Raw genomic sequence first — 25657 nt, forward strand, 5'->3', positions numbered from 1 at the left:
GCGGGGGTGGGGTAGGGAACCCGATGGATCGTCGTCGCTGGCAGGACGAACTGGCCCAACAGGCCGCCGCCTGGGGCGTCGCGCTGTCCGCGGAGGCCGTCGCAGGCCTGGGGCAACATTGGGAGCTGGTCCAGGAGGCCGCCGGGCGGTTCAACCTCACCGCCATCCGCGACGACCAAGAGGCGCTGGTGCGGCACTACCTGGACTCGCTGGTGCTGCTGGCGGCCGGCGGCCCCTGGCCGGCGACGGGGCTGCTGGTCGACCTCGGCAGCGGGGCGGGCTTCCCGGGGATCCCGCTGCTACTCGCCCTGGGTCCGGGCTGGCGGGGACTGCTGCTGGAGTCCCAAGGGAAGAAGGCCGCCTTTCTGGAGGCGGCGGTGGCGGAACTGGGGCTGGGCCACCGGGTCACGGTGGAGGCGCGGCGGGCGGAAGAGGCCGGCCGGGACGAGCGCTGGCGCGAGCAGGCGGACGTGGTGGTGGCCCGGGCGGTGGCACCCCTGAACGTCCTCGTGGAGTATGGTTTGCCGCTGTTGCGGGTCGGGGGGCGCCTCTGGGCCTACAAGGGGCCCCGGGTGGAGGAGGAATGGGCAGGGGCGGCGCGGGCGGCGCCGCTGCTGGGCGGGCGGCTGGCCGGCCGGCGGGATCTGGATCTCCCCGGCGGGGCGGGACGCCGGGTCCTGGTGGAGATCGTCAAGGAAGGACCCACCCCGCCTGCGTACCCGCGACGGCCCGGCCTGCCGGCCCGGCGGCCGCTGGGCGTCTAGGCGGCGTGCTGTCGGTTGCGGCCGGTCCGGGCGATGTCGCGTCGCCATTGAGCCGTTCATCGTCCATGGCTGCGCATCGCGCCGGGGCGGCCAGACGGGGGCCGCACGCCGGTGCAGCATACGTCCCCGCCGCCGGGGCGCGCCCGGGACCGCGGGGCGGCAGGAACGGCGGGGTGAGGGGCTTCGAGGCGGTGGGCGCGAGGAGCGGCCGCGTTGCATGGCGTTCGGAGGGCGGAGGAGGTCGGCGATGCGGGCGGGCCAGTGGCTGGCATGGATGGGCGGAAACAGGGATGAGGGCCGGGGCGGAGAAGGCCGCGAGGAGGCGGGGAACGGCAGCGGAGGGGTGCTCCGCCGCATCCGGCTGGCGGAGATCCGGCCCAACCCCTTTCAGCCACGGGTGGAGTTCGACGAAGCCTCCCTGGCGGAGCTGGCCGAGTCCATCAAGCGGGTCGGCCTGCTGCAACCGTTGCTGGTGCGGCCGGCGCCCGGCGGGGGATACGAGCTGGTGGCCGGGGAGCGGCGATGGCGCGCGGCGCGGCAGGCCGGGCTCGACGAGGTCCCGGCCGTGGTCCGCCCTCTGGCGGATCAGGACGCGGCGGTGCTGGCCCTGATCGAGAACCTGCAACGGGAGGATCTGGGTTTCTTCGAGGAAGCCGCCGCCTACCAGGACGTGCTGCAGCGGTTTGGGCTCACCCAAGAGCAGCTGGCCGCCTTGCTGGGCCGGCAGCAGTCGACCATTGCCAACAAGCTGCGGCTCCTGCGCCTGCCCGTCGCCCTGCGCCAGCGGATCGTGGCGGCGGGGTTGAGCGAGCGCCATGCCCGGGCGCTGTTGCGGCTGCCAACGGCGGCGGAGCAGGAGCGGCTGCTGGAGCAGGCGATCGCGGGTCAATGGAGCGTCCGGCAACTGGAAGAGGCGGTGGAGGAGGCGCTGGCCGGGGGCAAGCCGGCGGATGCTCCGGCCCGGCGGCGCAAGGCCCGCTTGGAGGGCCTGCGGGCGATCAAGGACGTGCGGATCCTGCTCAATACGGTCCGGGCGGGTGTGGAGACCCTGCGGCGGGCGGGTCTCCCCGCCGAGGTGGAACAAGTGGAGCAGGAGCAGTGGATCGAGGTGCGGATCCGCATCCCCAAGGGGGCAGCGGCGGGCCGGGCGGCGGCGGGCCGCGGGGTGGGGCCGGGGGGCCGGAGCGGCGGACGGGCCGGCGGCGGGTAGTGCAAATTCCCATGGCTCTCGCCCGGCCCCCGGGCAGGAACCGGTCGTGTTCCACGTGGAACATTACGATGCCCACCGCCCCGGCCGGGAGGAGGCGGCTCACCGATGGGACGGGTCATCGCCATCGCCAATCAGAAGGGTGGCGTCGGTAAGACGACCACCACCGTCAATCTGGGGGCATGCCTGGCGGCCCTGGGCCGGCGGGTGCTGGTCATCGACATCGATCCCCAGGCCAACACCACCAGCGGCTTTGGGTTGGACAAGGGGCGGGTCGGTCGCAGCATCTACGACGTGCTGATCGACGAGCGCAGCCTGCGCGAGGTGGTGCGTTCCACCGCCATCGCCGGCCTGTCCCTGGTCCCCGCCAACATCGAGCTGGCCGGGGCCGAGCTGGAGCTGGTGGGCATGATTGGCCGGGAGACGCGGCTGCGGCGTGCCTTGGAGGGCGTACGGGACGGCTATGACTTCGTGCTGATCGACTGCCCGCCGTCCCTGGGGCTGCTGACCCTCAACGCCATGGCGGCCGCCGACGGCCTGCTGGTTCCGATCCAGTGCGAGTACTACGCCCTGGAGGGGTTGAGCCAGCTGCTCAACACCCTGCGGGCCGTGCAGGCCCACCTGAACCCGGGCCTAGTTCTGGACGGGGTCGTCCTGACCATGTTCGACGCCCGCACGAACCTGTCGATCCAGGTGGTGGAGGAAGTCAAGCGGTTCTTCCGGGACAAGGTCTTTCGCACCATCATCCCGCGCAATGTGCGCCTCTCCGAGGCCCCCAGCCATGGCCAGCCGGTCATCCTGTACGATGCCCGATCCCGGGGGGCCGAGGTGTACATGGAGCTGGCCAAGGAAGTGGTGGACTATGTCGAAGACCAAGCGCGGGCTGGCTAGAGGCATCGACGTCAAGGGTCTGGATGCCCTGCTTCCGGGGGTGCGGCCCGATCCCGGAGCCGCCGGGCAGCAGGTGGAGCAGGTGCCCGTGGACCGGATCCAGCCCAACCCCTACCAGCCGCGCCGCCAGTTCGACCCCGAGGCGTTGGCCGAGCTGGTGGAGTCCATCCGCCAGCACGGGATCGTCCAGCCCTTGCTGGTTCGTCCGGAGGGCGACGGTTACCGGCTGGTGGCCGGGGAGCGCCGCTGGCGCGCCGCCCAGGCGGCGGGGCTGGAGACCGTGCCGGCCGTCGTCCGGGAATTCTCCGACGTCGAGATGATGGAGATCGCCCTGGTGGAGAACCTCCAGCGGGAGGATCTCAACCCCATCGAGGAGGCCCAGGGCTACCGGCTCCTTTGCGAGGAGCTGGGGCTGACCCAGGAGCAGGTCAGCCAGCGGGTCGGCAAGAGCCGCTCCCACATCGCCAACCTGATGCGGCTCCTGAGCCTGCCCGACGACCTGCGCCGCCTGGTCGCCGAGGGCAAGTTGAGTACGGGCCATGCCAAGGTGCTGCTGGGCGTGGCCTCGCCGGCCGAGATGCGGCGGCTGGCCGCCCTGGTCCTCTCCAAAGGGTTGACCGTCCGGCAACTGGAGCAGCTGGTGACGGCGGATGCCGGCGGGCGCCGGCGCCGGAGCCGCCCGGCCCCTCCGCCTCCACCGGAACCGGACGTCCAGGACCTGATCGACCGCCTGCAGCGGGCCCTGAATACCCGGGTGGCTCTACGGGGCCGCGGGCCGCGGGGGCAGATCGTCATCGAGTACTACAGCTGGGACGACCTGGAGCGCATCCTGGCGCGGCTGGAATCGCCGGCCGCCGCCTCCTTCTGAAGGGCGCATCCCTCAGGAGCGGGCGGGACTTCCAGGCAGGAATGGCGGGGAGACGGCAATGGGGGACATCCTGCGGACCATACCATGGCAATCCTACTGGGCGGCCCTGCAGCAGGCCTTGACGACGCTGGCGGCGCGCCCCGGCCTGGTGGCCGGGGCGTCCCTGGTGGTCGCCCTCTGGGCCATTTGGCGGGCTGCGGCGGCCCACCGGCGCCTCAAGGCCCTGGAGCGCTGGCTCCGGGCGCCGGGACGCAACGGCGTGGCGGCCACCCGCCAACCGGACGAACCGGCCCTGGGCGACGTCCTGGCGCGGCTGCACCGGCTGGAGGTCGCCCAGGACGACACCGGACGGCGGGTCGCAGCGATGGCGGAGGAACTGGCCCGATGCGTCCGCCATGTGGCCGTGGTCCGGTTCAACGCCTTCCCCAACACCGGCGGGGAGCAAAGCTTCGCGCTGGCCCTGCTGGACGCGGAGGGCAACGGCGCCGTGGTGACCACCCTGGCGGGCCGGGAGGAATCCCGGACCTACGCCAAGCCCATCGTGGGAGGCAGCTCACCCTACCTCCTCAGCGAGGAGGAGCGGGAGGCCATTCGCCGTGCCCTGACGGGAGAGCCGGCGGCACCGGCCGTGGGCACACCCGCCGGCCGGCCGGCACCGCGGACGGGACGGTAACCAGCGCCGGGGAGGGGCGGGGCGGCGGTGCCGCCCCTCAGGGTTGACCCAGCCCCCGATCCGGGCCCAACCGGCGGGCGCCCGCCCGGGCGACCGCCCCGCCCGCGGGACGGCGACCGCCCCATCCGAAGGCGGCGTCCTTCCAGCGGCACCCTTCCGGAACGGACCGTTCCAGAAGTGGCCACCGGCGTCCGAAGGACTATGGCGCTGGGGACCATGGTTGCGGGGAAGGGGCGGGATCTGGGGCTTGAATGGAATCCGGCGGCCGGTTCGGCCATGACGTTGGCCCGGGCTCCCGGGCCGGCACCGCCGTGGCGGCAGGCCGGGTGACCGGAGGCCCACGAGAGGAGTCGATGGGCTTGGCAGGGATCGTGGCCATCGTGAACCCCGTGGCCGGGCGCGGGCGGGCCGGCCGGACATGGCCGGCCTTCGAGGCCGTCCTGCGGCGGCGTGGGGTGAACCTGGAGGTCTGGTATACGACGGCGCCGGGCGACGCCCGCGAGATGGCGCGGCGGGCCCGGGACCGCCGGGTCGACCTGCTGCTGGTGACCGGCGGCGACGGGACCGTCCACGAAGCGGTCAACGGCCTGGGTCCCGGGGGGCCGGCCCTGGCCGTCGTGCCCCTGGGCACGGGAAACGACCTGGCCCGCGGCCTCCAGGTGGCGGCGACACCGGAGGCCGTGGCCGACCTGGTCACCCGGGGCCAGGTGCGGCGCCTGGACCTGGGCCACCTCGAGACGGCGGACGGCGGCCGCTTCTTCGTCAACGTCAGCGGGGCCGGCTTCGACGCGGAGGTGGCCCGCCGGGTCTATGAGGAAGGGGGGCCTGGCCGGGGGGCCATCCCCTACGTCCTCTCCATGCTGCGCACGTTGCGGAGCTACCGGAACGTCCCCATGGAAATCCACGTCGACGGGCGGGTCCACCGCCACGTCGCATTGATGACGGTGGTCGGCAACTCCCCCTACTACGGCGGGGGCATGCACATCCTGCCGGGGGCCACGCCCGACGACGCCCACTTCGACATCCTGCTGATCGGGGATCTGGGCAAGCTGGAGACGCTGCTGGTCTTCCCCAAGGTCTTCCGCGGCACCCACGTCCACCACCGGCTGGTCACGTGCCTGCGGGGCGCGACGGTCGAGATCCGCAGCCGGGAACCGGTGGCGGTCCATGCCGACGGCGAGCCGGCCGGGCACCTCCCGGTGCGTTATCGCAACTACCCGGGCGGGATGACGGTGCTGGTTCCACCGGCCCCGGCGCGCCAGGTGGCGGCGGCGCCGGTGCCCCCGCCGGACGAACCGGCCAGCGGGGCTCCGCCCGCGGACGTCCCGGCCGAATCCCCAGCGCCCCGGGGCTGAAGACCCGGCCCGAACCGGGCACCGGGACGCACCCGCGGCACGGAAGCGACACCGCGCGGATCGGACCCGTCCGGTGAGACCGTGCGAGGGCCGGGACGGGCCTCCACCCCGTGGGACCCGGGTCGGGAGCGGGCCCGCCCTCCGTCCGGCCAGTGCGGCGGATGCACCGGAGCCGGACAAGGGGGCGGTGCCGTCACCCCATCGCCTCCGAGCCCATGGCCCCCGACCCGGGGGCAGGCTCAGGGAGGTGGGCGGAGCCGGGGGCCAGGTCCTCCGCCGCCGGCTCCTCGGCCCGGTTGAAGCCGCCCTGCCCGGTTTCCCACCGGCGGGAGGCGGCGACCAGGCGCAAGGTGAGGGGCGTGGCCCTTGCGGGTGCCGCGGCAGCACCGGAACGGCCGGGTGCCCCCGGGGTGGAGGCCGCCACAGGCCGGCTGGCGTCAGCTGGAAGGGCATACGCTGCCGACCCCCTGCGGCCCGGGCCGGTCCCGGCACCCTGGGCCGCCCGGCCAGGCCACCCGGAACCGGGCTCCTCCTCCCCACCGGCGCCCCTGCCGGACCCCGGGGAGTCGCCGACCTCCAACCCCGGCCCGACCGGCGAGCCCGGCGGCTCCCCGTGGCTGCCGCCCACGGCCCAGGGCCGGGCGCCAGCGGCCCCCGGGCCCAGATCCCGGATCCCGAAGTGCAGGCGGGTGGCCAGGGCGATCCCGGCGGCGATGGCCTCCGCCATGCGCAGGACGAGCCCCAGCCGGGTGTTCTGCAGGACGAAGTACTCCATGAACCCGCCGACGTTGACCGTCCCCGTGACGAAGAGATGACCGACGGCCGGAAGGGACTTGTTGACGCCCGCCCCCGGCTGCAGGGCGCCGCGGCCCGCGCTGATGCTGCCCACGTTCTCGCTGCGCCCGAGGCAGGCGTCCACGGCCAGCACGGTGGTGCCCGGCTCGAGGGTCGCCAGGCGGGCGATGGCCTGGTCCAGGTTGCCCGCGTGGACCGGTTCCTCCAGGGTCCCCATCAGGGTCACCGTGCCGGCCGGAAGCTCGCCGCTGCGCGCCAGCAAGGTGCCGACGAGGGGGCCCAAGGCGTCCCCCGTCGACCGGTCGGTGCCGATGCAGACCACCGCCAGGCGGCGGCTGGCCCGTTGCCGCAGCCAGGTGGCCAGCGTCTCGCCCAGCAATTGCCATCCCTGCGGGTCCTCGGCCCGGACCCGCAACTCGGCCCGGAACGGGGGCAGGGCCGGACCCTCCTGGGCCTGTGGGACTTCCCGTCGCGCCACGCCGGCTCCCTCCCGCCACGACCGGTGCCCTGCGATGGCCGAACCCCCGACCCACGGCCGTGGGTCCGGGCGGGCCGGGCGGGCCGCTGTGCCCGACCCCGCGACCCCGCCCGCGACGGCGGAGGCCAGGCCGGTTGGCCGGTCCCGCGGGCAGGCGGGGGTGGCTCCCTCGCCGGAGGACACCGCTGAAGTATATGGCCGCGGCGGAAAAAGGTATTCAGGCCGGCCCGGGCGGTCGCCACCGCCTCCGGGAGGTCCCGCCGCACCGCCCGCCATTCCCGGCAAATGGGTGAAAACCAGTCACAGACCGGGATCTTCCTGCGAAATTCCCGCCGTCCCGGAAGGAGTTGTCCCCTTTTCGTTGAATCAACGGGCTTAAACCTGATTGCAGGGGGGATTGTTGGGTGGGTGCACGGTCTTCGCGGTGGCCGCGGCGGGCAGCCCTGGCCGGCCTGGTCGCGGCCTCGCTCCTTCTGGCGGCCTGCGGAGGGGGCGGCGGCGCTCCCAGCTCCGGCGGGCAGGGCGGTGGCGGCGGCAGCGCCGGCGGCGGCACGATCAACATCGGTCTCTTGATGCCGCTGACCGGGCAGATCAGCCAGTTTGGCGAGCAGACCCGCAACGGCGCCCTGCTGGCCTTCAAGCAGAAGGGCAACAAGGTGGGGAACTACACCATCAACGCGGTGGTGGAGGACGACAAGAACACCGAGACGGAGGCGGTGGCGCGGGTCCAGAAGCTGGTCACCGAGGACCAGGTGGTCGCCGTCATCGGTTCGGTGTCCTCCCGCATTTCGATCCCGGTGTCCGAGGTGCTGGAGCAGCAGGGCGTCGTGATGATCTCGCCCACCTCCACCGCTGACTCGCTGACGCCGGGCAAGAAGTGGATCTTCCGGGCCTGCTTCTACGACTCGTTCCAGGGCCAGGTGATGGCCAAGTTCGCCCGGGAGGAGCTCAACGCCCAGACGGCGGCCATCCTCTACGACATGGCGAACCCCTACAGCGAAGGCCTGTACAAGTCCTTCGAGGCGGCCTTCCAGGAGCTGGGCGGCCAGGTGGTCAAGGTCGACTCCTACCGCACGGGTGACCAGGACTTCCGCGCCCAGTTGACCAGCATCGCCCAGGCCAACCCGGACGTCCTGTTCCTCCCCGACTACTACGACCCGGTGGGCGTCATCGCCCAGCAAGCCCGGGAGGTCGGCGTCAAGGCCACGCTGCTCGGGGCCGACGGGTGGGACGACAGCAAGCTCTACGAGCTGGGCGGCGAGGCCATCCTGAACGGCTACTTCTCCAACCACTACTCCATCGAGCAGGAGAACCCCGAGTCCAAGGCCTTCGTCGAGGCCTTCCGCCAGGAGTACGGCGAGGACCCCAGCGCCCTGGCGGCCCTGGGCTATGACGCGGCGAACCTGCTTCTGGACGCGATCCAGCGGGTGATCGACAGTGGCGGCGATCCCACCGATCCGCAGCAGATCCGGGATGCGCTGGAGAAGACCCAGGGCTTCAAGGGTGTGACGGGGACCATCTCCTTCGACGAGAACCACAACCCGATCAAGGACGCCGTGGTCCTTCAGACCACCGCCAACGGGCACAAGTACGTGACCACCGTCTCGCCCCAGTGACCCTGGGGCGGGACGCCGGCCGGTGCGGCGCGGGGCCGGAGCGCCCAGGACTCTGCCTCCAACGCGTCGCGGCGGGCCGGCAGAAAGGATGACCGCGAGGGGCGGCGCCGCCCGGGACCGGGCGGCGCCCACCTTCCCGGCGGTCGGGAGGGTCGGCGAGGGTGCAGACGACATCGCAACCAGCTCAACACGGCGGGCGGGCAGGGCGTCCCTGGGGCGTGGTGGCGCTGCTGGCGCTGTTGACGGCGGGGTATGTGGCCGTGTACGGCGTCCAGCAGCTGATCAACGGGCTCCAGCTGGGCGCCATCTACGCCCTGATCGCCGTGGGCTACACCATGGTCTACGGCGTGGTCAAGATGATCAACTTTGCCCACGGGGATGTGTACATGGTCGGCGCCTACGTCGCCTTCGGGGTGACGGCAGCCGCCGCGGCGGGTCAGATCACGCCGGGCCAGGCCCTGTTGCTCTTCGGCGTCGGCATGGTGGCGGCCATGGCCGGCTGTGCCCTGCTGGGGGCCCTGATCGAGCGGACGGCCTACCGTCCGCTGCGCAACCAGCCCCGGCTGGCGGCGCTGACCACGGCCATCGGCGTGTCCCTCTTGCTGGAGAACCTGATGCAGATCATTGCGGGCCCGAACCCGCGGCCCTTTCCCGGTTTGATCCCCCTGCGCCAGCTGGACCTGGCCGGGATCGTCATCAACATCCGCTTCGGGGTCGCCTTCCTCATCGCCCTGGTGATGATGGCCGGCTTGCAGTACCTGGTGATGCGAACCCGGGTGGGCAAGGCGATGCGGGCGGTGGCCTTCGACCTGGATGCGGCCCGGCTCATGGGGATCGACGTCAACCGGGTCATCGCGGCCGTGTTCATGCTGGGCTCGGCCCTGGCGGCAGCGGCCGGGGTGCTGGTCGGCGTCACCTACGCGCGCATCGATCCCTTCATGGGCATCATCCCCGGCCTCAAGGCCTTCGTCGCCGCGGTGCTCGGCGGCATCGGCAACATCCCCGGCGCCATGGTGGGCGGGCTCTTGATGGGCATGGCCGAGGTGGGCGTCGCGTCGGTCCGGTCCGAGCTGACGGGCGCCGTGGCCTTCCTGATCCTGATCATCGTCCTGTTGTTCAAGCCCACCGGCCTCTTGGGCGAGCGGGTCTACGACAAGGTCTAGCGCTGAAGGAGGTCGTGCGGTGAGCGAGCTGGCACCGGCAACGACAGCCGGACCCTTGCGGGCCACGCCGTGGCCGGTGGTCCTGGGCCGCTGGCTGCTCCAGCTGGCGGTCATCGTCGGCATCTACGAGTTGTTGGTGGCCTGGATGGGTGGGAACCGCTACCTGCAGGTGGTGCTGACCCAGGCGGGCATCTACGTGATCCTGGCGGTCAGCCTCAACCTGATCCTGGGTTACACGGGCCAGCTGTCCATCGGTCATGCCGGTTTCATGGCCGTGGGCGGTTATGCGGCGGCCATCCTCACCAAGTTCTTCGAGGTGCCCTTCGCCCTGGCCCTGCTGGCCGGGGCCGCGGCCGCCGGCGTGGCCGGCCTGCTGGTCGGCGTGCCCAGCCTGCGGCTGCGGGGCGACTACCTGGCCATCGCCACCCTGGGCTTCGGCGAGATCATCAGCGTGTTCCTGTCGCTGATCGACGAGGTCCCCGTGGGGAGCCGGGTCATCGACATCGGCGGCGCCCAGGGCCTGATCGGCATCCCCCGCCACACCACCTTTGCCTGGACCTACGTGGCGGCCGTCCTGGCCATCAAGGTGGTCTGGCACTTCGTCCACTCCACCCACGGCCGGGCCTGCATCGCCATCCGAGAGGACGAGGTGGCCGCCGAGGCCATGGGCATCCCCGCCACCCGGTACAAGGTCCTGTCCTTCACCCTGAGCGCCATGCTGGCCGGGGTCGCGGGGGGGCTCTATGCCCACCAGTACCTGTATCTCAACCCCGCCGTGGCGGGCTTCATGAACTCGGTCTTCATTCTGGTCATCGTGGTGATCGGCGGCATGGGCAGCACCACCGGGGCCGTGGCGGCGGCCATCTTCTTCACCTATACCAACGACGCTTTGCCCAACTGGATGCAGGCCCTCCACCTGCCGGCGTCCATCAACCCGCCGGCGGTGCGCATGGTGCTCTTCTCCCTGTTGCTGATCCTGGTCATGCTACTCCGGCCCCGGGGACTGCTGGGCGGCGTCGAGCTCACCTGGGCGCAACTGGCCCGGGCCGGGCGGCTGCTCACCGGCGGCGGCCGGCGACCGGGCGTGGCCAAGGGGGGTGCGGCGTGATGGACCTGCAGCGAGAACCCGCTCCCACCGGCTCCCGGCTGGCCGCCGGCTCCGGCCCGCTGGAGGCCGAGGCCCTGCCCGTCGTCCTGGAATGCCGGGAGGTGACCATCCGCTTCGGCGGGCTGGTGGCCCTCTCGGACTTCAACCTGACCCTGCGCCAGGGCGAGCTGGTCGGGCTGATCGGCCCCAACGGCGCCGGGAAGACCACCGTGTTCAACCTGATCACCGGCATCTACCGGCCCACCAGCGGCGAGATCCGGTTGTTCCACCGGCCCATCACGGGGTTGCGGCCCCATCGCATCACCCAGCTGGGCGTGGCCCGCACCTTCCAGAACATCCGCCTGTTCGGCAACATGACGGTGCTGGACAACGTGCGGACGGCCTTCCACGCCCGGACCCGGACGGGTGTGCTCCCGGCCATCCTGCGCACCCGGGGCTTCCACGCGGAGGAACAGGCGGTCACCCGCCGGGCCCTGGAGCTGCTGGAGACCCTGCGCCTCAGCCACCGGGCCGAGGAGCTGGCCCGCAACCTGCCCTACGGCGAGCAGCGCCGGCTGGAGATCGCCCGGGCCCTGGCCACCGGTCCCCGCATCCTCCTGCTGGACGAACCGGCCGCGGGGATGAACCCCAGCGAGTCCCGGGAGCTGCGGGACCTGATCGAAGAGGTCCACCGGCGCTTCGGGCTGACGACCCTGCTGATCGAACACCACATGGACGTGGTGATGAGCGTCTGCGAGCGGGTCGTGGTCCTGGACTACGGCCGCACCATCGCCGCGGGCACCCCCGACGAGATCCGCCGGAATCCGGCGGTCATCGCCGCATACCTGGGGGAGGAGGCGGGCTGATGCTGCTGACCATCGAGGGACTGAACGTCGCGTACGGAGCCATCAAGGCCGTGCAGGACCTCTCCCTCCAGGTGGGCGAGGGGGAGATCGTCGCCCTGCTGGGGGCCAACGGCGCGGGGAAGACGACGACCCTGCGCACCATCAGCGGGCTGATCCGGCCCCGCTCGGGCCGGATCGTCTACGACGGGCAGGTCATCAACCAGTGGCCGGCCCACCGCATTGTGGCGGCGGGTCTGGTCCACGTGCCCGAGGGCCGCCGGGTCTTCGCGCCCCTCACCGTGCGGGAGAACCTGGAGCTGGGCGCCTACACCGTCCGGGACCCGGCGGACGTGGAGGCCCGGATGCGGGAGGTCTTCGCCAAGTTCCCCCGCCTGGAGGAGCGCCAGCACCAGCTGGCCGGCACCCTGTCCGGCGGCGAGCAGCAGATGCTGGCCATCGGCCGGGCCTTGATGACCCGCCCGCGCCTGCTTCTCCTGGACGAACCGTCCCTGGGCCTGGCCCCTTTGTTGGTCCGGGAGATCTTCGCTACGATTAAAGAGATCAACCGGCGGGACGGGGTCACCATCCTCCTGGTGGAGCAGAATGCCCACCAGGCGCTGCAGATCGCCCACCGGGCCTACGTGCTGGAGAGCGGGCGGCTGGTGCTGGAGGGGCCCGCCGCTCGCCTGATCGACGATCCCCGGGTCCAGGCGGCCTATCTGGGCGCCTAGGCCCGTGGGCACCCGGTCCCGCACCGTTCCGCGCAGCCGTTCCCCACGCCACGACTTGCGGCCGCCCGGCGCCGGCACGGGCCTGCGGGCCCCGGCAGGCGCCCGCGACCCGCAAGCGTGCGGTCCGGCGGGGACGGCGCGGGAGACGGGCAACGGTCATGGGAGGCGGGGAGCAGGATGACCGGAGGGGCCGCGTCGGGGGCCATGCCGCCGCCGGGGGCGTGGGCGCTGGATGCCGGCCTGGCCGTCCTGCTCCTGGCAGCGGCCTGGCAGGGCTCTCGCCGGGGCGGGCTGGTGGCGGTGGCCGGCCTGGCCACCTTCGCGGCCACGGCCTGGCTGGTAGCGACCCGGGCCGCCGACATTCAGGCCTGGGCCGCCCGCAGCGGCTGGCTGGCGCGGCTGGCCGCCCTGATCGCACCGCTGGTCACGGCCTGGCTCCCCCCGGAGGTGGCCCGGGCTCCGGTCCAGCCGGCCGACCTGCTGCGCCTCCTGGACGTGCTGAACGCCATGCCGCTGCCGGCCGGCGTCCGGGACGAGTGGTGGGCCGCCTTGCGCGAGGCGGCCCGGGCGGCGGGCCCCGATGCCACCGTGGGCAGCCTCCTGGCGACGGTGGTGGCCTCGGGGGTCGTCGCCGACTTGACCCTCTACGGCTTGCCCCTGGCCGCCGGCTTCCTCCTCTCGCTGCTGGCCCGGCGAGGGGCGGCGCTGCTCCACGCCCGGGGCTGGGGCGCCGGGGACCGCCTGCTGGGGTTCGTGGCAGGCGGGCTGGAAGGGGCGCTTCTGGCCGCCGGCTTGCTCGTCCTGGCCCACCACCTGGCGGCCTTGGCGCCGGGGGTGGTCGACCCGCGCTGGTGGCAGGCCCTGGACCAGTCGCGGCTGGCTGCCTGGCTCACGGGGGCCTGGGATGCCCTGTGGCCCGCCTTGACGGCGTCCCGGGGGGCCTGACGGGGGGAACCCATCGTGGCGGGACCGCTGAAGTTCTACCTGGGTGACATCGTCCGGATGCGCAAGACCCATCCCTGCGGCTCCGACCGGTGGGAGGTGCTGCGGGTGGGGATGGACTTCCGCATCCGCTGCCTGGGCTGCGGCCACCTGGTCATGATGCCCCGCCGCAAGTTCGAGCGGGCGGTCCGCCAGGTCCTGGGCGGGCCGAACCGGCCGCCCCAGGAGGGGCCGCTCCAGGAGGGCGGCCCGGCCCAAGGGGCCGGTTCGTCCCCCTGAGACCGGAGGTCAGGCCTGGCTCCCTTCGGGCCGCCGCCCGGCGCATGGCGTTGACACGCCGTGCCGCCGGGGTTAGAGTGGGCGTGTGGCCCGGCACCTGGTGCCGGGTTCTGCGGTCCTGGCCCCGGCCACCTCAGCGGGGCCCCGGAGCCGCTCAAGGTTCGGCCACGGGTGCGGGCCGGCGGACGCACCGGCCTTGCGGCCGGTGGACGAACCGGCCGGAGCCCGGGCCGTATCCCGCAAGGCTCCGTGAAAACGCCTTCCTGCTCCCGCCGGGGCCGCCCGGCCGCCGCGCGGGGGCCATCGCCCGAGGGAAGGAGGTGCCGCCGTGCGCGCCTACGAGCTCATGTACATCACCCGCCCCGACCTGGACGAGGAGGGGGAGAAGGCGCTCCTCGACCGCCTGCAGAAGATCATCACCGACGGTGGCGGCAACGTCGAGAACGTCGACGTCTGGGGCCGGCGCCGGCTGGCTTACGAGATCGCCGGCTACCGCGAGGGCCACTACACCGTCGTCCAGTTCCAGGCGCCGGCCGGGGTGACCCACGAGCTGGAGCGGGTGATCCGCATCACCGACGACATCATCCGCCACATCATCGTGCTGCGCGAGAAGGTGGCCTGACACGTCGGGGGTTCGCCGCCAGCGCGTGCCCAAGGGGCGTCGACCGGCGTCCGTTGAGCCCAGACCCCGGCGCCGTTCCGGAGGGGCCGGAGCGGGACCGGGGCGAGGAGGGACCTCCCGTGTTGAATGTGGTGGTCTTGATCGGCCGCCTGGTGCGCGACCCCGAGCTGCGCTACACGCCCAGCGGGGTGGCGGTGGGCCGCTTCACCGTGGCGGTAGACCGGCCCTTTACCAACCAGCAGGGCGAGCGCGAGACGGACTTCATCGACATCGTCGTCTGGCGCAAGCTGGCCGAGACCTGCGCCAATCACCTGAGCAAGGGCCGGCTGGTGGCCGTGCGGGGGCGGCTGCAGGTGCGCAGCTACGAGACCCAGGACGGCCAGCGCCGGCGGGCCGCCGAAGTGGTGGCCGACGACGTCCGCTTCCTGGACCGGGCGCCCGGGGGCACGGGTGGCCCGGCGGCGGGCGGCCCGGCGGCCAGCGATGACCTGGCCGACTTCGGCGACGTCACCGGACTGCCCGACGACGACATCCCGTTCTGATCATGCAAGGAGGTTGGAGACCCCATGGGGCGCCGTGACCGGCGCAAGCGGCGCAAGGTCTGCGAGTTCTGCGTCAACCGCATCGCGGTGGTGGACTACAAGGACAGCGCCCGCCTGCGCAAGTTCCTGACGGAGCGGGGCAAGATCCTGCCGCGCCGCATCACCGGCAACTGCGCGGGGCACCAGCGCCAGTTGACCCGGGCGATCAAGCGGGCGCGCATCATGGCCCTGCTGCCCTTCACCATCGAGTAACCCGCGAACAAGCGTGGACGTCTCAAGCCCGCGCGTGGACGTCCCGAACCCGAGACCGGACGAGGCCCGCCCCTGGCGGGCCTTGCCTGTCGCTGTCCCCGATCCCGCCGCTGCGGGGCGGCAAAGGGAACGGGCGGCGCGCCGCCGAAGCATTGAAGGCCGACCAGGGGGCGCCGTACAGGGGCCCAGGAAGGAGCGCCCGTCGTGGACGAACCGGCACCGGGGCTCGACATCACCGAAAGCCTACAGGTCCTGGACTGGCTCAAGGCGGAGCTGGTGAGTGCCGCCGGGGCGGTCCTGCGCGCCGGCGTCACCCGGGACCCGGGCCGGTTGCTGGAGACCCTGGCGGCCCTTCAGATCACCGTCTACGCGCTGGCGCGCCGCTGGGGCATCTCCCTCGAGCAGCTGGACGCCGAGGTCATCCGGCGGCTGGCGGCGGAAGCGATGGGCGGCCATTATCTCGAGGACCGCTTCGGCGACCTGACGGCCATCCGCCAGCACCTGGACCGCCGGGGGCGATCGGCCCCGGCTCCATAAAAGGCAAAAGGCGGGCGCCGCCGGAGGAACCGGTTCGTCTGTCCCGGCCGGCGGCCGGAGAACGGCATCCATGGCAGGGGGGCGACAGCATGAAGGTGGTCTTGCTGCAGGACGTCAAGGGGCTCGGCCGCAAGGGCGACATCAAGGACGTGGCCGACGGCTACGCCCGCAACTTCCTCCTGCCGAAGGGCCTGGCCCGGGAGGCGACCCGGGAGGTCCTGAACCAGATCCAGCAACAGGAGGCCGCCCGCCAGCGGCGCGCCCAGCAGGAGTTGAACCAGGCCCGCTCCATCGCCGCGCGCCTGGAGGGCCGGACGGTGGAGGTGCGGGCGCGGGCCGGCGAGGGGGGCCGGCTCTTCGGGTCGGTCACCAGCCAGGACATCGTCGAGGCCCTCCAGCGGGCCTTCGGCGTCCAGGTCGACCGCAAGCGGGTCGAATTGCCCGAACCGCTGCGCCAGCTGGGGTCGTACCCCGTCCAGTTGCGCCTCCACCCCGAGGTGACCTGCCGCGTCACCGTGGTGGTGCGCCCGGAGGCATGAGGCCGTGAGCACCCTGCCACCCCCGGACCGGGTCCCGCCGCAAAACGTCGAGGCGGAGCAGTCGGTGCTGGGCGCCATCCTGATCGACCGTGAGGCGCTGGCTCGGGTCCTGGAGATCCTGGAACCGGGCCACTTCTATCGGGAGGCGCACCAGCGGATCTTCGAGGTGGCGGCCGAGCTCTTCGAGCGGGGCGAGGCGGTCGACACCATCACCTTGAGCGAGGCCCTGCGCCAGCGGGGTTGGCTGGAGCGGGTGGGGGGGCTCACCTACCTGACCGCCCTGGCCAACGCCGTGCCGACGGCAGCCAACGCCGAGCACTACGCCCGCATCGTGGAGGAAAAGGCGCTCCTGCGGCGCCTGGTGGCCGCGGCCACCGACATCGCCCGGCGCGCCTACGAGGCCCAGGACCCGGCGGAGGAACAGCTGGATGCGGCGGAGCAGGCCATCTTCGCCATCGCCCAGGACCGGCGCCGGCAGGGCTACGCGGCGATCCGCGACGTGCTGGTCGACACCTTCGAGCACATCGAGCGGCTCTACCTGCACCAGGGCGAGACCATCGGCGTGCCCACGGGCTTCCGCGACCTGGACAGCATGCTGGCTGGCCTGCACCCGTCGGAGCTGATCATCCTGGCGGCCCGGCCGTCCCAGGGCAAGACGACCCTGGCCCTCAACATGGTGGCCCACGCCGCCGCCCACGGCTATCCGGTGGGCATCTTCAGCCTGGAGATGTCGCGGGACCAGCTGGCCATGCGGTTGCTGGCCGCCGAGGCGCGCCTCAACCAGCAGCGCCTGCGCACCGGCATGCTGGCCGAGGACGACTGGCCGCGGCTTACGGATGCCATCGGCCGCCTCAGCGAGCTGCCCGTGTTCATCGACGACACGCCCAACCTGTCCATCATGGAGGTGCGCGCCCGGGCGCGGCGCATGAAGGCGGAACACGACATCGGCCTCCTGGTTCTCGACTACTTGCAGCTGATGCACACCCGCGGGCGCTCGGAGAGCCGCCAGCAGGAGATCTCGGAGATCTCCCGGTCCTTGAAGGCCCTGGCCCGGGAGCTCAAGGTGCCCGTCCTGGCCCTGTCCCAGCTCAGCCGGGCCGTCGAACAGCGCCAGGACCGGCGCCCCCAGCTGTCCGACCTGCGCGAGTCGGGCGCCATCGAGCAGGATGCCGACGTGGTCCTCTTCATCTACCACAACCCGGAGGACGCGGCGGAGAACGTGGTGGAGATCATCGTGGCCAAGCAGCGGAACGGCCCGACGGGCTCGGTCAAGCTATACTTCCTGAAGGAGTTCGGCCGCTTCGGCAACCTGGAGACCCGTTACGCGGCGGGGTAGGTGCCGGCGCCCGGCCCAGAAAGGAGACGGCCCATGGCGACGGTGGTCATCGTCGGCGCCCAGTGGGGCGACGAGGGCAAGGGCAAGATCACGGACTACCTGGCCGAACAGGCCGACATGGTGGTGCGCTACCAGGGAGGGGCCAACGCCGGCCACACCGTGGTGGTCGGGGACACCGAATACCGGCTCCACCTCATTCCCTCGGGGATCCTGCACGGCAAGCGCTGTGTGATCGGCAACGGGGTCGTCCTGGACCCGGCCGTGTTCTTGCGCGAGATCGAGTATCTGGAAGAACGCGGCCACGCGGTGGACGCCATCGCGGTCAGCAGCGCCGCCCACGTCATCATGCCGTACCACAAGCGGCTGGATGAGCTGGAGGAGGCGGGCCGCGGGGAGGACCGGATCGGCACCACCCGCCAGGGCATCGGTCCCGCCTACCGGGACAAGGCGGCGCGCACCGGGATCCGGGTGGAGGACTTGCTGGACGAGGCCCAGTTCCGGCGCCTGCTGCGCCGCAACCTGGACCAGGTCAACCGCCTGCTGGAACGGGTCTATGGGGTCGAGGGCTACGACTACGACCAGGTGCTGGAGGAGTACCTGGGTTATGCCGAACGGCTGCGGCCCTTCGTCACCGACACCTGGCGACTGATCAACGACGCCGTGGACGCCGGGCAGCGGGTGCTGTTCGAGGGCGCCCAGGGCACGATGCTGGATCTGGACCACGGCACCTATCCGTATGTGACCTCCTCCTACCCCACCGCGGCGGGGGCCTGCATCGGTGCCGGGATCGGGCCCACCCGCATCGACCAGGTGATCGGCGTGGCCAAGGCCTACACGTCCCGGGTGGGCGACGGGCCCTTCCCGACGGAGCTCCTGGACGAGACCGGCGATTGGATCCGCGAGCGGGGCCACGAGTACGGCACCACCACGGGGCGGCCGCGCCGGTGCGGATGGCTGGACGCCGTCGTCCTGCGCTACGCCGCGCGGGTCTCGGGCCTGACGGGCCTGGCCATCACCCGCCTGGATACCCTGGGCGGGCTCGACCGGGTGAAGATCTGCGTGGCCTACGAGCTGGACGGCCAGCGGATCGAAGACCTGCCGGCGGGCGCCGGGCGGCTGGCCCGCTGCCGGCCCATCTATGAAGAGCTGCCGGGCTGGCCGGAGGGCCTGTCGGGCCTGACCCGCTGGGAGGACGTGCCGGCGGCGGCCCGGCGTTACCTGGAGCGCATCAGCGAGCTGGTCGGCGTGCCGGTGGCGCTGGTGTCCATCGGCCGCGAGCGGGCCCAGACCCTGGGCCTGGCCGACGTCTTCGTCCCGCGGCCCCGCTGACCGGCGGCCCACGCCCGGGCTCGAACCGCGGGGGCGTTGACACCCCGGCGCGACCGGTGCTAGAATGACCATCGCGTCCGGCGGCGCCGGGCCGTTCCACCGGTGGTCGCCGAGGGCGCGGAGGCGTGGTGTAGTGGTTAACACACCGGCCTGTCACGCCGGAGATCGCGGGTTCGATCCCCGTCGCCTCCGCCGCGCGCCGGCCGTCCGCCGCCAAAGGGCACGGGCGGGCGGCAAAACGGCAAAGGTTTTAAACAATCGCGTTGCGCGGACAATCGCGTCGCGCTGACGAAGCCCGGCCGCAGCCGGGCTTCGTCGTTTTTCACCCTTTGGCCCCATCGGCCCGAATCCTGCTCCCGGGCGCTGTGGACGGGCAGGAACGGAACGGCATCCCGCCGAAGGCCATTGGTGGGCTTGGCGGCTGCATGGGCCAGCCTGGGTGCGGCTTGACGAGCGGGCCCGGCGGCCAGCAGGGGAAACGGCGGTGGTGACCATGGGCGCGGGCGTTCGGCGACCGGGGCATTTCCCGGGCAATGGGCCGGTCCCCGGCGGGGGCCGGCGCGTCCGCACGCGCTGCGCGACCGCCTATCGGGGTGGCGTGGCGGCCGCGGCCCGGCGCGCCGTCGCCCTGGCGGTGGCGGTGCTCGCCGTCCTGGGGACCACCGTGGGCGTCCTGCTGGCGGCTGCCTGGCTCGACCCCGTGCCCGTGGGCGCGGCCGGAACCGGGCCGAAGCCGCCCGACGTGGTAGCCGGCATTGCCGCCGGCGGCCTGGTGCCCGCCCCCGGAGAGGACGCGCCCGCCGTCGAGGTGACCCGCCTGGTTCTGGTGGTCGACGTGCGGGCGGAAGAGGCCCAGCTCTCCCTCCTGCCGGTCCGGGTCACCGCCGCCCTGGAGGCGCGTTATAGCCTGCGCCTGGACGGCTCCGCCCGCGAGCCCCAGCGGGTCGCCCTGCGCTTCCTCGCGCCGGCGGAGACCGTCGTCCAGTGGGACGGCCGCCCGGTGGACCTGTATCCAACGGTCTACCCGGGTCCCGAACCAACGCCAGCCGCAGGGGGCAGCGCGGCCCTGCCCGGCCTGCCGGGGACAGGGGAAGGAACGGGCGCCCCAGCCAGCCCGGCAGCGCCAGGGGAGGCGGGGTCGGACGAACCGGCCGCCGGCGGCGGCCCGCTGGGTGGCGAGCCGGTGGCGGACGCCGCCCGAGGGGCCGGGGCCGCCGGTGGACTCGGTGCGGCCCAGGCGCCGGGCGCGGAGACCCTGGCCCAGACCCTCTGGCTCGATCCCCTCACGGGCCGGTTCTATCCGGTGCGGGAGGCGGCCCGCTTGGGCACGGCCCAGGCCTTGGGGACCGACGTCACCATGCGCCCGGGCCAGGTCCACCAGCTGCTGCTGCGGTTCCCGCGCATCGGCCTGGGCTGGGACGACCAGCGGTACCTGTCGCCCGCCTACCAGATGGTGATCCCCGTTCACCCGTCGGCCTGGCCCGCCTTTGGGCCCGTGGAGGTCCACGTCTCGCTGCCCCCGGGTTTCGCCGCCGCCGTGGCTGGTTCCACCGGTGCGGGGGAAGCGGCCGCGCAGGGGCGCTATGCCTATGGCAAGTGGACCGCGCCGCCCGACGTGGTCCATGTGGCGGCCACGGCCACCGCGGGCATGTGGGGCCGGCTGGTGACGGACCGGCGGGACGTCTTCTGGCTGCTGGTGGTGACCTGGCTGGTCTTCGCGGGCCTGCGGGCGGCCCTGTGGCGGGTCGGACGGCGCGGCGACGGCTGGGCCTGGGCGGCCCTGCCGGCCCTGTTGCTCCTGCCGGTCGCCGCCGGCTGGGTGTCGTGGCGCAGCCTGCGGGTCCCCCTGTGGGGATACCCCTACTCCCTCATGCAGTACGCCCTGTGGGTGGCGGGCGGGCTGTACGTGGCCGGCCGGGTGGCCGGCGACCTGGGCGGGTTCCTCTGGTTGCGCTGGCGTTACTGGCGGGCGCGCCGGGTGGCGCTGGCCCCAGCGGGGGGCGGGTCCGGATGGTGGCCGGCGGGGGGACTGGCGGTGGGCGGCCGGCGCGGGTCGCGGCCGGAGGCGGGACGGGCGGCCAGCAGTTCAGAGGGGCCCGGTGCGGAGCCCGACGATGCCCTCGGCGCCGGCTCCTTCGAGCTTGACGACCCCGCGGGCCGGCCCTAGAATGGGTTGTGGCTCATCGGCACGCTGGTGTAGCTCAGCAGGCAGAGCAGCGCACTCGTAATGCGCAGGTCGCCGGTTCGAGTCCGGCCACCAGCTCCGTGGTGGGGCGCCCCCTGGTGAAGGGGGCGCCCCTTCGTTGATTCTCCGCTTCATTAGACTCCGCTTCATTAGAGGTTCTCTTGTCCATTTGGTTCTTCTGGTTCCACCTCCCCGTTCCCCTGGGACCGGCCTTGCCTCCCAGCGCCCGGCCCCGGCCTCGGCGCCCCGGTTCCCGATAGCCCCGAAAGTCCTTCCGCGCACCCGTGGCGTCCCAGGCGCGGGGGACTTCAGCCGGCAGGTGACTTCTCGTCAACCGTCCAAATTGGGCGATTGCTCACCCCGGTGCCTGTTGCGTCCAGTTCCGGACGGACATAGCCATGGGGCAGGGCCGGGCCGGAGCGCGGCGCGACGGGCCCGGCGTCCACAGGACGGGGCATCCGCCCGCGGCCCGCGCCGCGAAAGGCCACCGGCGGGCCCCAGGCGGGGTGAGAGCATGTGGCGACGCTTCTTGCTGGCGAAGATCCACGGCGCCACGGTGACCGGTGCCCGGCTGGACTACGTGGGGAGCCTGACCGTCGACCCGGACCTGCTGGAGGCGGCGGGGATGCTGCCCGGTGAGGCGGTGGACGTCCTCAACCTGCATAACGGGGCGCGCCTGACGACGTACCTGATCGAAGGGCGCCGCGGTAGCGGCGAGGTGGTTGCCAACGGGGCCGCGGCGCGCCACATCATGCCGGGTGACCGGGTGATCCTGCTGACCTACGGGCTGGTGCCGGAGGAAGCCGCCGCTCGGCACCGCCCGCGCATCGTGACCGTGGGCGAGGGGAACCGGATCCTCACGGTGGAGGGGCAGCGGCGGTGAGGGCGCGGGAGGCGGACCGCAACGGGGGGCCCATCCCCACGCCGGTGCCAGCCCGTGCGGGGCACGGGCAGGCCGCCCAGCCCCTGCCGCCGCCGGGCGGAAGGGCGGGCAACGCCAGCCTCCCCGCCGGCGGGGCGGCCCCCCGGACCGGCCGGGCCCGGTCCCCGAGGCCGGCGGGCAGCGGGGAAGGGGCAGGAGCCGCCACCCATGGCGCGGCAGCGCCGGGCCTTGCCGCCGGTCCCGCGCCGGACCCCGGGGAGGGGCGAGCGGCCGCGGGTGACGGGCCCGGCCCGGCCCGGCTCTGGCTCGGTCCCCGCCCCCACGCTGGCGGGTCCTGGCGCCCCTTGCCCGTGGCGCGGGTGGTGGCCGGTCGGCGCGCGTCGTGGGAGGGGGAGGTCTGGCTCCACCGGCCCACCCCCGGCGACCCGCCGCCCGGACGGCCGTGGCGGGCGGTGGTGGACGGGCCCGGCGCCAGGGCGCTGGGGCTGCCTGCGGGCCGGTTCTTCCAGGTGCGGTTGGCGGCGGGGACGGCGTGCCTCGGGCCGATCGTCGGCCTTTACGTGCCGGGCGGCGAGCGGCCTGCCGCCGCAATCCTCGAGCTCAACCAGGGGCATGCGGTGGGCCTGGACGACGGGCTGGTCGTCTGCTTTACCCCCCGCGCCGTGGACTGGGAGCGCCCCCTGTGGCCGGGCACGGCCTGGGTCGGCGGCCGGTGGGTCGAAGGGCTGTTTCCGGCACCGGAAGTCGTCTACAAGCGGTTCTCCATCACCGTCGCCCACCAGCGGGAGTGGGAGGCCCGCTGGGGTCGCCGTTACGTCTTCAACTCCAACGTGTGGCTGAGCAAGTGGCGGATCCACCAGCTGCTGGCGTCGGACCCGCGCACGGCACCGCTCCTGCCCGAGACCCGCCGCCTGGCGCCGGAGGCGCTGCAGGAACTTCTCGGCCGCTACGGTGCCGTCTACATCAAGCCCTTCATGCGGGATCTGGGGCGGGGCGTGGTGCGGGTGGAACCGGCGGGCGGCGGGGGCGCGGCAGCGACGGCAACGGCGGGGCCGGGCAGTGCGGGCACCGGTCCAACGGAACCGCCCGAGGGGGGCGAACCGGTGTCCCCGGGGCCGCCCTGGCGGGTGACGTACCGCCTCGCCGAACCGCCGATGGCCGCGACAGCCGGTGGGGGAGCGGCCCGGGCCGTCCCCCGCGGCGGTCCCCGGCGCGCCGTCCCCGGCCATGGTCCCAGGCCCGCACCGTCGACGGCACCCGGGCAGGCCTCGCGTCCCGCGGAGGATCCCTCCCCGCCGCCGGCCAGTGCCGGGGGACCCGCCGGGGTCGCGGGCCAGCGGACCGTGCTGGTCGAGGGCTACGGCGCCCTTCTCGACCTCTTGCACCGGCTGGCTCCGGGGAGCCCCTTTCTGGTGCAGCAAGGCCTGGCCCTGGCCCGGTGGGACGACCGCCCCTTCGACTTCCGCATCATGGTCCAGCGGACCGCCGGCGGGCGATGGCGCTGCACGGCCGCCGTGGCGCGCGTGGCCCCACCGGGAGCCTTCGTGACCCATATCCGCCACGGGGCCACCCCCATGGACCCTGCGATCGCCCTGGAGACGGTCTTCGGCCCGGCCCGCGGCCGGGCCCTGGCGGCGGAGCTGGAAGCGGCGGCGCTGGCCGTGGCAGCGGTCATCGACCGTGGCTTCGACCACATGGCCGACTTGGGCCTGGACCTGGCGGTCGACCGGGACGGGCGGGTCTGGTTCCTGGAGTGCAACGGCGGGCCGGACCTGGGCATCTTCGCCCACGACCGGGAGGCCCTGGCCCGCATCCACCGCGCGCCCATCGCGTATGCGGCCTGGCTGGCGGGTTGGGACGCCGGCGGCGGCCGGTGAGGGATCACCCGGCGGCCGGCCCCGAGCCCATCCGGGCGCCGCCACCGCCGGTGGCCTCCTGAGCCCCCGGGCCCATCCATCCCGCGCCGCACCCGCGGAGGGACGCGGCGCTGGGGACGGAGACCCGGGAGGAACGGGCCGGAGCGCGGCCGCTCCGGCGGTGCCCAGCCCCCCGGGCGAAGGGCCGGCCGCCGGCGGGTCGGGCCGGCGCGCCGGCCGGAGGGGACAAGCCCCGGCGCGGTTCGGCCGGGTTCGTCCGGAAATTTACACCTTGTCCCATTGTGGACGGCGAGTTGCCCGCAATCGCGAAAAAATCGGCGCACCGGAAGGAAATCGCCACGGCGGTGCGAATCCCCTGTATGGGTTCCGTATCCTCCGGGGAGGGAGCATCGGTCCGTGGCCAAGCGAATCTTGTCGTTCTTTGGCTCCCATGCGCCGCCGGGAGGCCGGCGCTGGTGGGTGGCCCTCGTGCCCGCCGCCATCGTGGTCTACCTGTTCGGCACCACCGTCTACGTCCAGTCCCAGTCGACCTACTACCGGGTGGAACTCGGGGGCGAGACCCTGGGCTACGTGGCCGGCCAGCAGACGGTCGGTGACGCCGTGGTCCAGGCCGAGCGTGCCGCCAGCCGGCACTACGGGTTCCCGGTGCATCTCGCCACCCCGCCCTCGGTCGAGCAGATCGTCACCCACGACCGGTACCCGACCCTCTCGCAACAGGCGCTGGCCGAGCGGCTCCAGGCAGCGGGTGACTTCCTGACGCGGGCGACCGTGCTGGTGGTCGACGGTCAGGAAGTGGCGGCGCTGCCCAGCCGCGAGGCGGCCGAGTCCGTCATCGACCAGCTCAAGGCCCGTTACGTGCGGGAGATCGAGGCCAGCGCGCGCAACGGCAAGGTGGACGTGCGCCGGGTGACCATCCGCCAGAAGGTGGAGTTCCGCCAGCGGGACAACGTCCCCGTCGACCAGGTCCAGGACGCGGTGCAGGTCCTGGCCATGCTGGCCGCCGGCAAAGAAGAGGAGAAGGTCCACGTGGTCAAGGAAGGCGAGTCGCCGTGGACCATCGCCTCGGCCAACGGCCTCACCGTCGACGAGCTGCTGGCGGCCAACCCGGGCGTCGATCCCGAGCGGCTGCGGCCGGGGGATGAGCTGCGCCTCAACGTGCCCGAGCAGTGGATCAGCTTCGAATCCGAGGAGGTCCTGGTGGTCACCGAACGCGTCCCCTACGCGACCCGCCGCGAGTACGACGACGACCTGGAGGCAGGCAAGCAGCGGGTCAAGCAGGAGGGCGAGTACGGCGAGAAGGTGATCACCTACGCCATCAAGCGCCAGGACGGCCGGATCGTGGAGCGGGAGAAGGTCAAGGAAGAGGTCACCCGCGAGCCCGTCGACCGCATCGTGGTCATCGGCACCAAGCCCGTCGCCGGGGTGAGCACGGGCCGGTTCATCTGGCCCCTGCGCGGCCGCATCACCTCGAACTACGGCCCGCGCTGGGGCTCCATGCACACCGGTATCGACATCGACGGCGTGACGGGCCAGGCGGTGCGGGCGGCCGACGGGGGCACGGTGGTCAGCGCCGGTTGGGCCGGCGGCTACGGCTACGCGGTGCAGATTCGGCACAGCGGCGGGCTCTACACCTACTACGCCCACATGAGCCGCATCGCCGTCCGCGTGGGCGAAGGGGTCGCCCAGGGCGAGGTCATCGGGTACGTGGGCAGCACCGGCCACAGCACGGGCTCCCACCTGCACTTCGAGGTGCGGCGCTGCCCCAGCCCCAGCTGCGCCGTATCCCCCTGGCCATACCTGCCCTGAAGACGAACGGGAGTGACTGGCGGAAGAACCTGGCTCAGCGGGAGGGATCGGTTCC

The 25657-nt window shown here is 73.1% G+C and carries 25 protein-coding genes and 2 tRNA genes; 26 read left to right on the forward strand and 1 reads right to left on the reverse strand.

What is annotated here, in order from left to right; genetic code table 11:
- Positions 1–23 precede the first annotated feature (23 nt).
- The 6 genes from rsmG (at position 24) to ACYQ02_RS10535 (ending at position 5758) form a co-directional block, all read left to right on the forward strand.
- Positions 24–764 (forward strand): 16S rRNA (guanine(527)-N(7))-methyltransferase RsmG, encoded by a 741-nt coding sequence (gene rsmG / locus ACYQ02_RS10510; RefSeq protein WP_460040373.1) that lies wholly within the window; start codon positions 24–26, stop codon positions 762–764.
- Positions 765–1011: 247 nt separating this feature from the next.
- Positions 1012–1974 carry a ParB/RepB/Spo0J family partition protein gene (locus ACYQ02_RS10515; RefSeq protein WP_460040374.1) on the forward strand — a complete coding sequence of 321 codons (963 nt, stop codon included), beginning with the start codon at positions 1012–1014 and terminating at the stop codon, positions 1972–1974.
- A gap of 105 nt (positions 1975–2079) precedes the next feature.
- Entirely contained in the window at positions 2080–2862 is a 783-nt protein-coding gene (locus ACYQ02_RS10520) for a ParA family protein (RefSeq protein WP_460040375.1), read from the forward strand.
- A complete protein-coding gene (locus ACYQ02_RS10525; RefSeq protein ID WP_460040376.1) occupies positions 2834–3730 on the forward strand; it encodes a ParB/RepB/Spo0J family partition protein in 897 nt (298 codons plus the stop codon). The genes ACYQ02_RS10520 and ACYQ02_RS10525 overlap by 29 nt, the downstream gene beginning before the upstream one ends.
- A gap of 58 nt (positions 3731–3788) precedes the next feature.
- Entirely contained in the window at positions 3789–4403 is a 615-nt protein-coding gene (locus ACYQ02_RS10530; protein ID WP_460040377.1) for a DUF4446 family protein, read from the forward strand.
- Positions 4404–4762: 359 nt separating this feature from the next.
- Positions 4763–5758, forward strand: a complete 996-nt coding sequence (locus tag ACYQ02_RS10535) for a diacylglycerol/lipid kinase family protein (protein ID WP_460040378.1) — start codon at positions 4763–4765, stop codon at positions 5756–5758.
- Between the two features lie 193 nt (positions 5759–5951).
- On the opposite strand, the gene yyaC is transcribed toward ACYQ02_RS10535, so the two are convergent.
- Positions 5952–7031: a spore protease YyaC gene (yyaC, locus tag ACYQ02_RS10540; RefSeq protein WP_460040379.1), complete on the reverse strand. Its 1080-nt coding sequence runs from the start codon at positions 7029–7031 to the stop codon at positions 5952–5954.
- Positions 7032–7435: 404 nt separating this feature from the next.
- On the opposite strand from yyaC, the gene ACYQ02_RS10545 reads away from it, so the two are divergent.
- The 20 genes from ACYQ02_RS10545 (at position 7436) to ACYQ02_RS10640 (ending at position 25602) form a co-directional block, all read left to right on the forward strand.
- Positions 7436–8647, forward strand: a complete 1212-nt coding sequence (locus ACYQ02_RS10545) for an ABC transporter substrate-binding protein (RefSeq protein ID WP_460040380.1) — start codon at positions 7436–7438, stop codon at positions 8645–8647.
- 260 nt (positions 8648–8907) lie between these two features.
- The gene (locus tag ACYQ02_RS10550) at positions 8908–9810 is read left to right on the forward strand and encodes a branched-chain amino acid ABC transporter permease (RefSeq protein ID WP_460040414.1); all 903 of its coding nucleotides are present in this window, start codon (positions 8908–8910) and stop codon (positions 9808–9810) included.
- 19 nt (positions 9811–9829) lie between these two features.
- Positions 9830–10918 carry a branched-chain amino acid ABC transporter permease gene (locus ACYQ02_RS10555; protein ID WP_460040381.1) on the forward strand — a complete coding sequence of 363 codons (1089 nt, stop codon included), beginning with the start codon at positions 9830–9832 and terminating at the stop codon, positions 10916–10918.
- Positions 10918–11763, forward strand: a complete 846-nt coding sequence (locus tag ACYQ02_RS10560) for an ABC transporter ATP-binding protein (RefSeq protein WP_460040382.1) — start codon at positions 10918–10920, stop codon at positions 11761–11763. Before ACYQ02_RS10555 ends, ACYQ02_RS10560 begins: the two co-directional genes overlap by 1 nt.
- Positions 11763–12473: an ABC transporter ATP-binding protein gene (locus ACYQ02_RS10565; protein WP_460040383.1), complete on the forward strand. Its 711-nt coding sequence runs from the start codon at positions 11763–11765 to the stop codon at positions 12471–12473. The genes ACYQ02_RS10560 and ACYQ02_RS10565 overlap by 1 nt, the downstream gene beginning before the upstream one ends.
- A 177-nt stretch (positions 12474–12650) precedes the next feature.
- Entirely contained in the window at positions 12651–13418 is a 768-nt protein-coding gene (locus tag ACYQ02_RS10570) for a CvpA family protein (RefSeq protein ID WP_460040384.1), read from the forward strand.
- A 15-nt stretch (positions 13419–13433) separates the two neighbouring features.
- Positions 13434–13694, forward strand: a complete 261-nt coding sequence (locus ACYQ02_RS10575) for a DUF951 domain-containing protein (RefSeq protein ID WP_460040385.1) — start codon at positions 13434–13436, stop codon at positions 13692–13694.
- Positions 13695–14022: 328 nt separating this feature from the next.
- Positions 14023–14316 (forward strand): 30S ribosomal protein S6, encoded by a 294-nt coding sequence (gene rpsF / locus ACYQ02_RS10580; protein ID WP_460040386.1) that lies wholly within the window; start codon positions 14023–14025, stop codon positions 14314–14316.
- 119 nt (positions 14317–14435) lie between these two features.
- Positions 14436–14858, forward strand: coding sequence for a single-stranded DNA-binding protein (locus tag ACYQ02_RS10585; protein WP_460040387.1), 423 nt, complete (start codon positions 14436–14438; stop codon positions 14856–14858).
- Between the two features lie 24 nt (positions 14859–14882).
- Positions 14883–15110 (forward strand): 30S ribosomal protein S18, encoded by a 228-nt coding sequence (gene rpsR, locus ACYQ02_RS10590; RefSeq protein WP_006902773.1) that lies wholly within the window; start codon positions 14883–14885, stop codon positions 15108–15110.
- A 204-nt stretch (positions 15111–15314) separates the two neighbouring features.
- Positions 15315–15647: a MazG-like family protein gene (locus ACYQ02_RS10595; RefSeq protein WP_460040388.1), complete on the forward strand. Its 333-nt coding sequence runs from the start codon at positions 15315–15317 to the stop codon at positions 15645–15647.
- Positions 15648–15736: 89 nt separating this feature from the next.
- On the forward strand, positions 15737–16186 hold the full coding sequence (gene rplI, locus ACYQ02_RS10600) for a 50S ribosomal protein L9 (protein WP_460040389.1): 450 nt from the start codon (positions 15737–15739) through the stop codon (positions 16184–16186).
- A 4-nt stretch (positions 16187–16190) separates the two neighbouring features.
- Positions 16191–17522: a replicative DNA helicase gene (gene dnaB, locus ACYQ02_RS10605; RefSeq protein WP_460040390.1), complete on the forward strand. Its 1332-nt coding sequence runs from the start codon at positions 16191–16193 to the stop codon at positions 17520–17522.
- A 33-nt stretch (positions 17523–17555) separates the two neighbouring features.
- Positions 17556–18851 carry an adenylosuccinate synthase gene (locus ACYQ02_RS10610; protein WP_460040391.1) on the forward strand — a complete coding sequence of 432 codons (1296 nt, stop codon included), beginning with the start codon at positions 17556–17558 and terminating at the stop codon, positions 18849–18851.
- A gap of 119 nt (positions 18852–18970) precedes the next feature.
- A tRNA-Asp gene (locus ACYQ02_RS10615) sits at positions 18971–19043 on the forward strand.
- A gap of 406 nt (positions 19044–19449) precedes the next feature.
- On the forward strand, positions 19450–21018 hold the full coding sequence (locus ACYQ02_RS10620) for a hypothetical protein (protein ID WP_460040392.1): 1569 nt from the start codon (positions 19450–19452) through the stop codon (positions 21016–21018).
- 23 nt (positions 21019–21041) lie between these two features.
- Positions 21042–21114, forward strand: a tRNA-Thr gene (locus tag ACYQ02_RS10625).
- A gap of 436 nt (positions 21115–21550) precedes the next feature.
- On the forward strand, positions 21551–21919 hold the full coding sequence (panD, locus tag ACYQ02_RS10630; protein WP_460040393.1) for an aspartate 1-decarboxylase: 369 nt from the start codon (positions 21551–21553) through the stop codon (positions 21917–21919).
- A 362-nt stretch (positions 21920–22281) separates the two neighbouring features.
- On the forward strand, positions 22282–23796 hold the full coding sequence (locus ACYQ02_RS10635; protein ID WP_460040394.1) for a YheC/YheD family endospore coat-associated protein: 1515 nt from the start codon (positions 22282–22284) through the stop codon (positions 23794–23796).
- A gap of 396 nt (positions 23797–24192) precedes the next feature.
- Positions 24193–25602, forward strand: a complete 1410-nt coding sequence (locus tag ACYQ02_RS10640; RefSeq protein WP_460040395.1) for a peptidoglycan DD-metalloendopeptidase family protein — start codon at positions 24193–24195, stop codon at positions 25600–25602.
- The last annotated feature ends 55 nt before the right edge of the window (positions 25603–25657 follow it).

This window comes from Thermaerobacter litoralis, assembly GCF_054654595.1.

Bases quoted from the DNA above. Each gene is read 5' to 3' on its own strand.
- ACYQ02_RS10610 (WP_460040391.1), top strand. From the start codon at position 17,556: ATGGCGACGGTGGTCATCGTCGGCGCCCAGTGGGGCGACGAGGGCAAG.
- ACYQ02_RS10520 (WP_460040375.1), top strand. From the start codon at position 2,080: ATGGGACGGGTCATCGCCATCGCCAATCAGAAGGGTGGCGTCGGTAAG.
- rpsR (WP_006902773.1), top strand. From the start codon at position 14,883: ATGGGGCGCCGTGACCGGCGCAAGCGGCGCAAGGTCTGCGAGTTCTGC.
- rsmG (WP_460040373.1), top strand. From the start codon at position 24: ATGGATCGTCGTCGCTGGCAGGACGAACTGGCCCAACAGGCCGCCGCC.
- panD (WP_460040393.1), top strand. From the start codon at position 21,551: ATGTGGCGACGCTTCTTGCTGGCGAAGATCCACGGCGCCACGGTGACC.
- ACYQ02_RS10570 (WP_460040384.1), top strand. From the start codon at position 12,651: ATGACCGGAGGGGCCGCGTCGGGGGCCATGCCGCCGCCGGGGGCGTGG.
- ACYQ02_RS10565 (WP_460040383.1), top strand. From the start codon at position 11,763: ATGCTGCTGACCATCGAGGGACTGAACGTCGCGTACGGAGCCATCAAG.
- rplI (WP_460040389.1), top strand. From the start codon at position 15,737: ATGAAGGTGGTCTTGCTGCAGGACGTCAAGGGGCTCGGCCGCAAGGGC.
- ACYQ02_RS10515 (WP_460040374.1), top strand. From the start codon at position 1,012: ATGCGGGCGGGCCAGTGGCTGGCATGGATGGGCGGAAACAGGGATGAG.
- ACYQ02_RS10530 (WP_460040377.1), top strand. From the start codon at position 3,789: ATGGGGGACATCCTGCGGACCATACCATGGCAATCCTACTGGGCGGCC.
- ACYQ02_RS10560 (WP_460040382.1), top strand. From the start codon at position 10,918: ATGGACCTGCAGCGAGAACCCGCTCCCACCGGCTCCCGGCTGGCCGCC.
- ACYQ02_RS10525 (WP_460040376.1), top strand. From the start codon at position 2,834: ATGTCGAAGACCAAGCGCGGGCTGGCTAGAGGCATCGACGTCAAGGGT.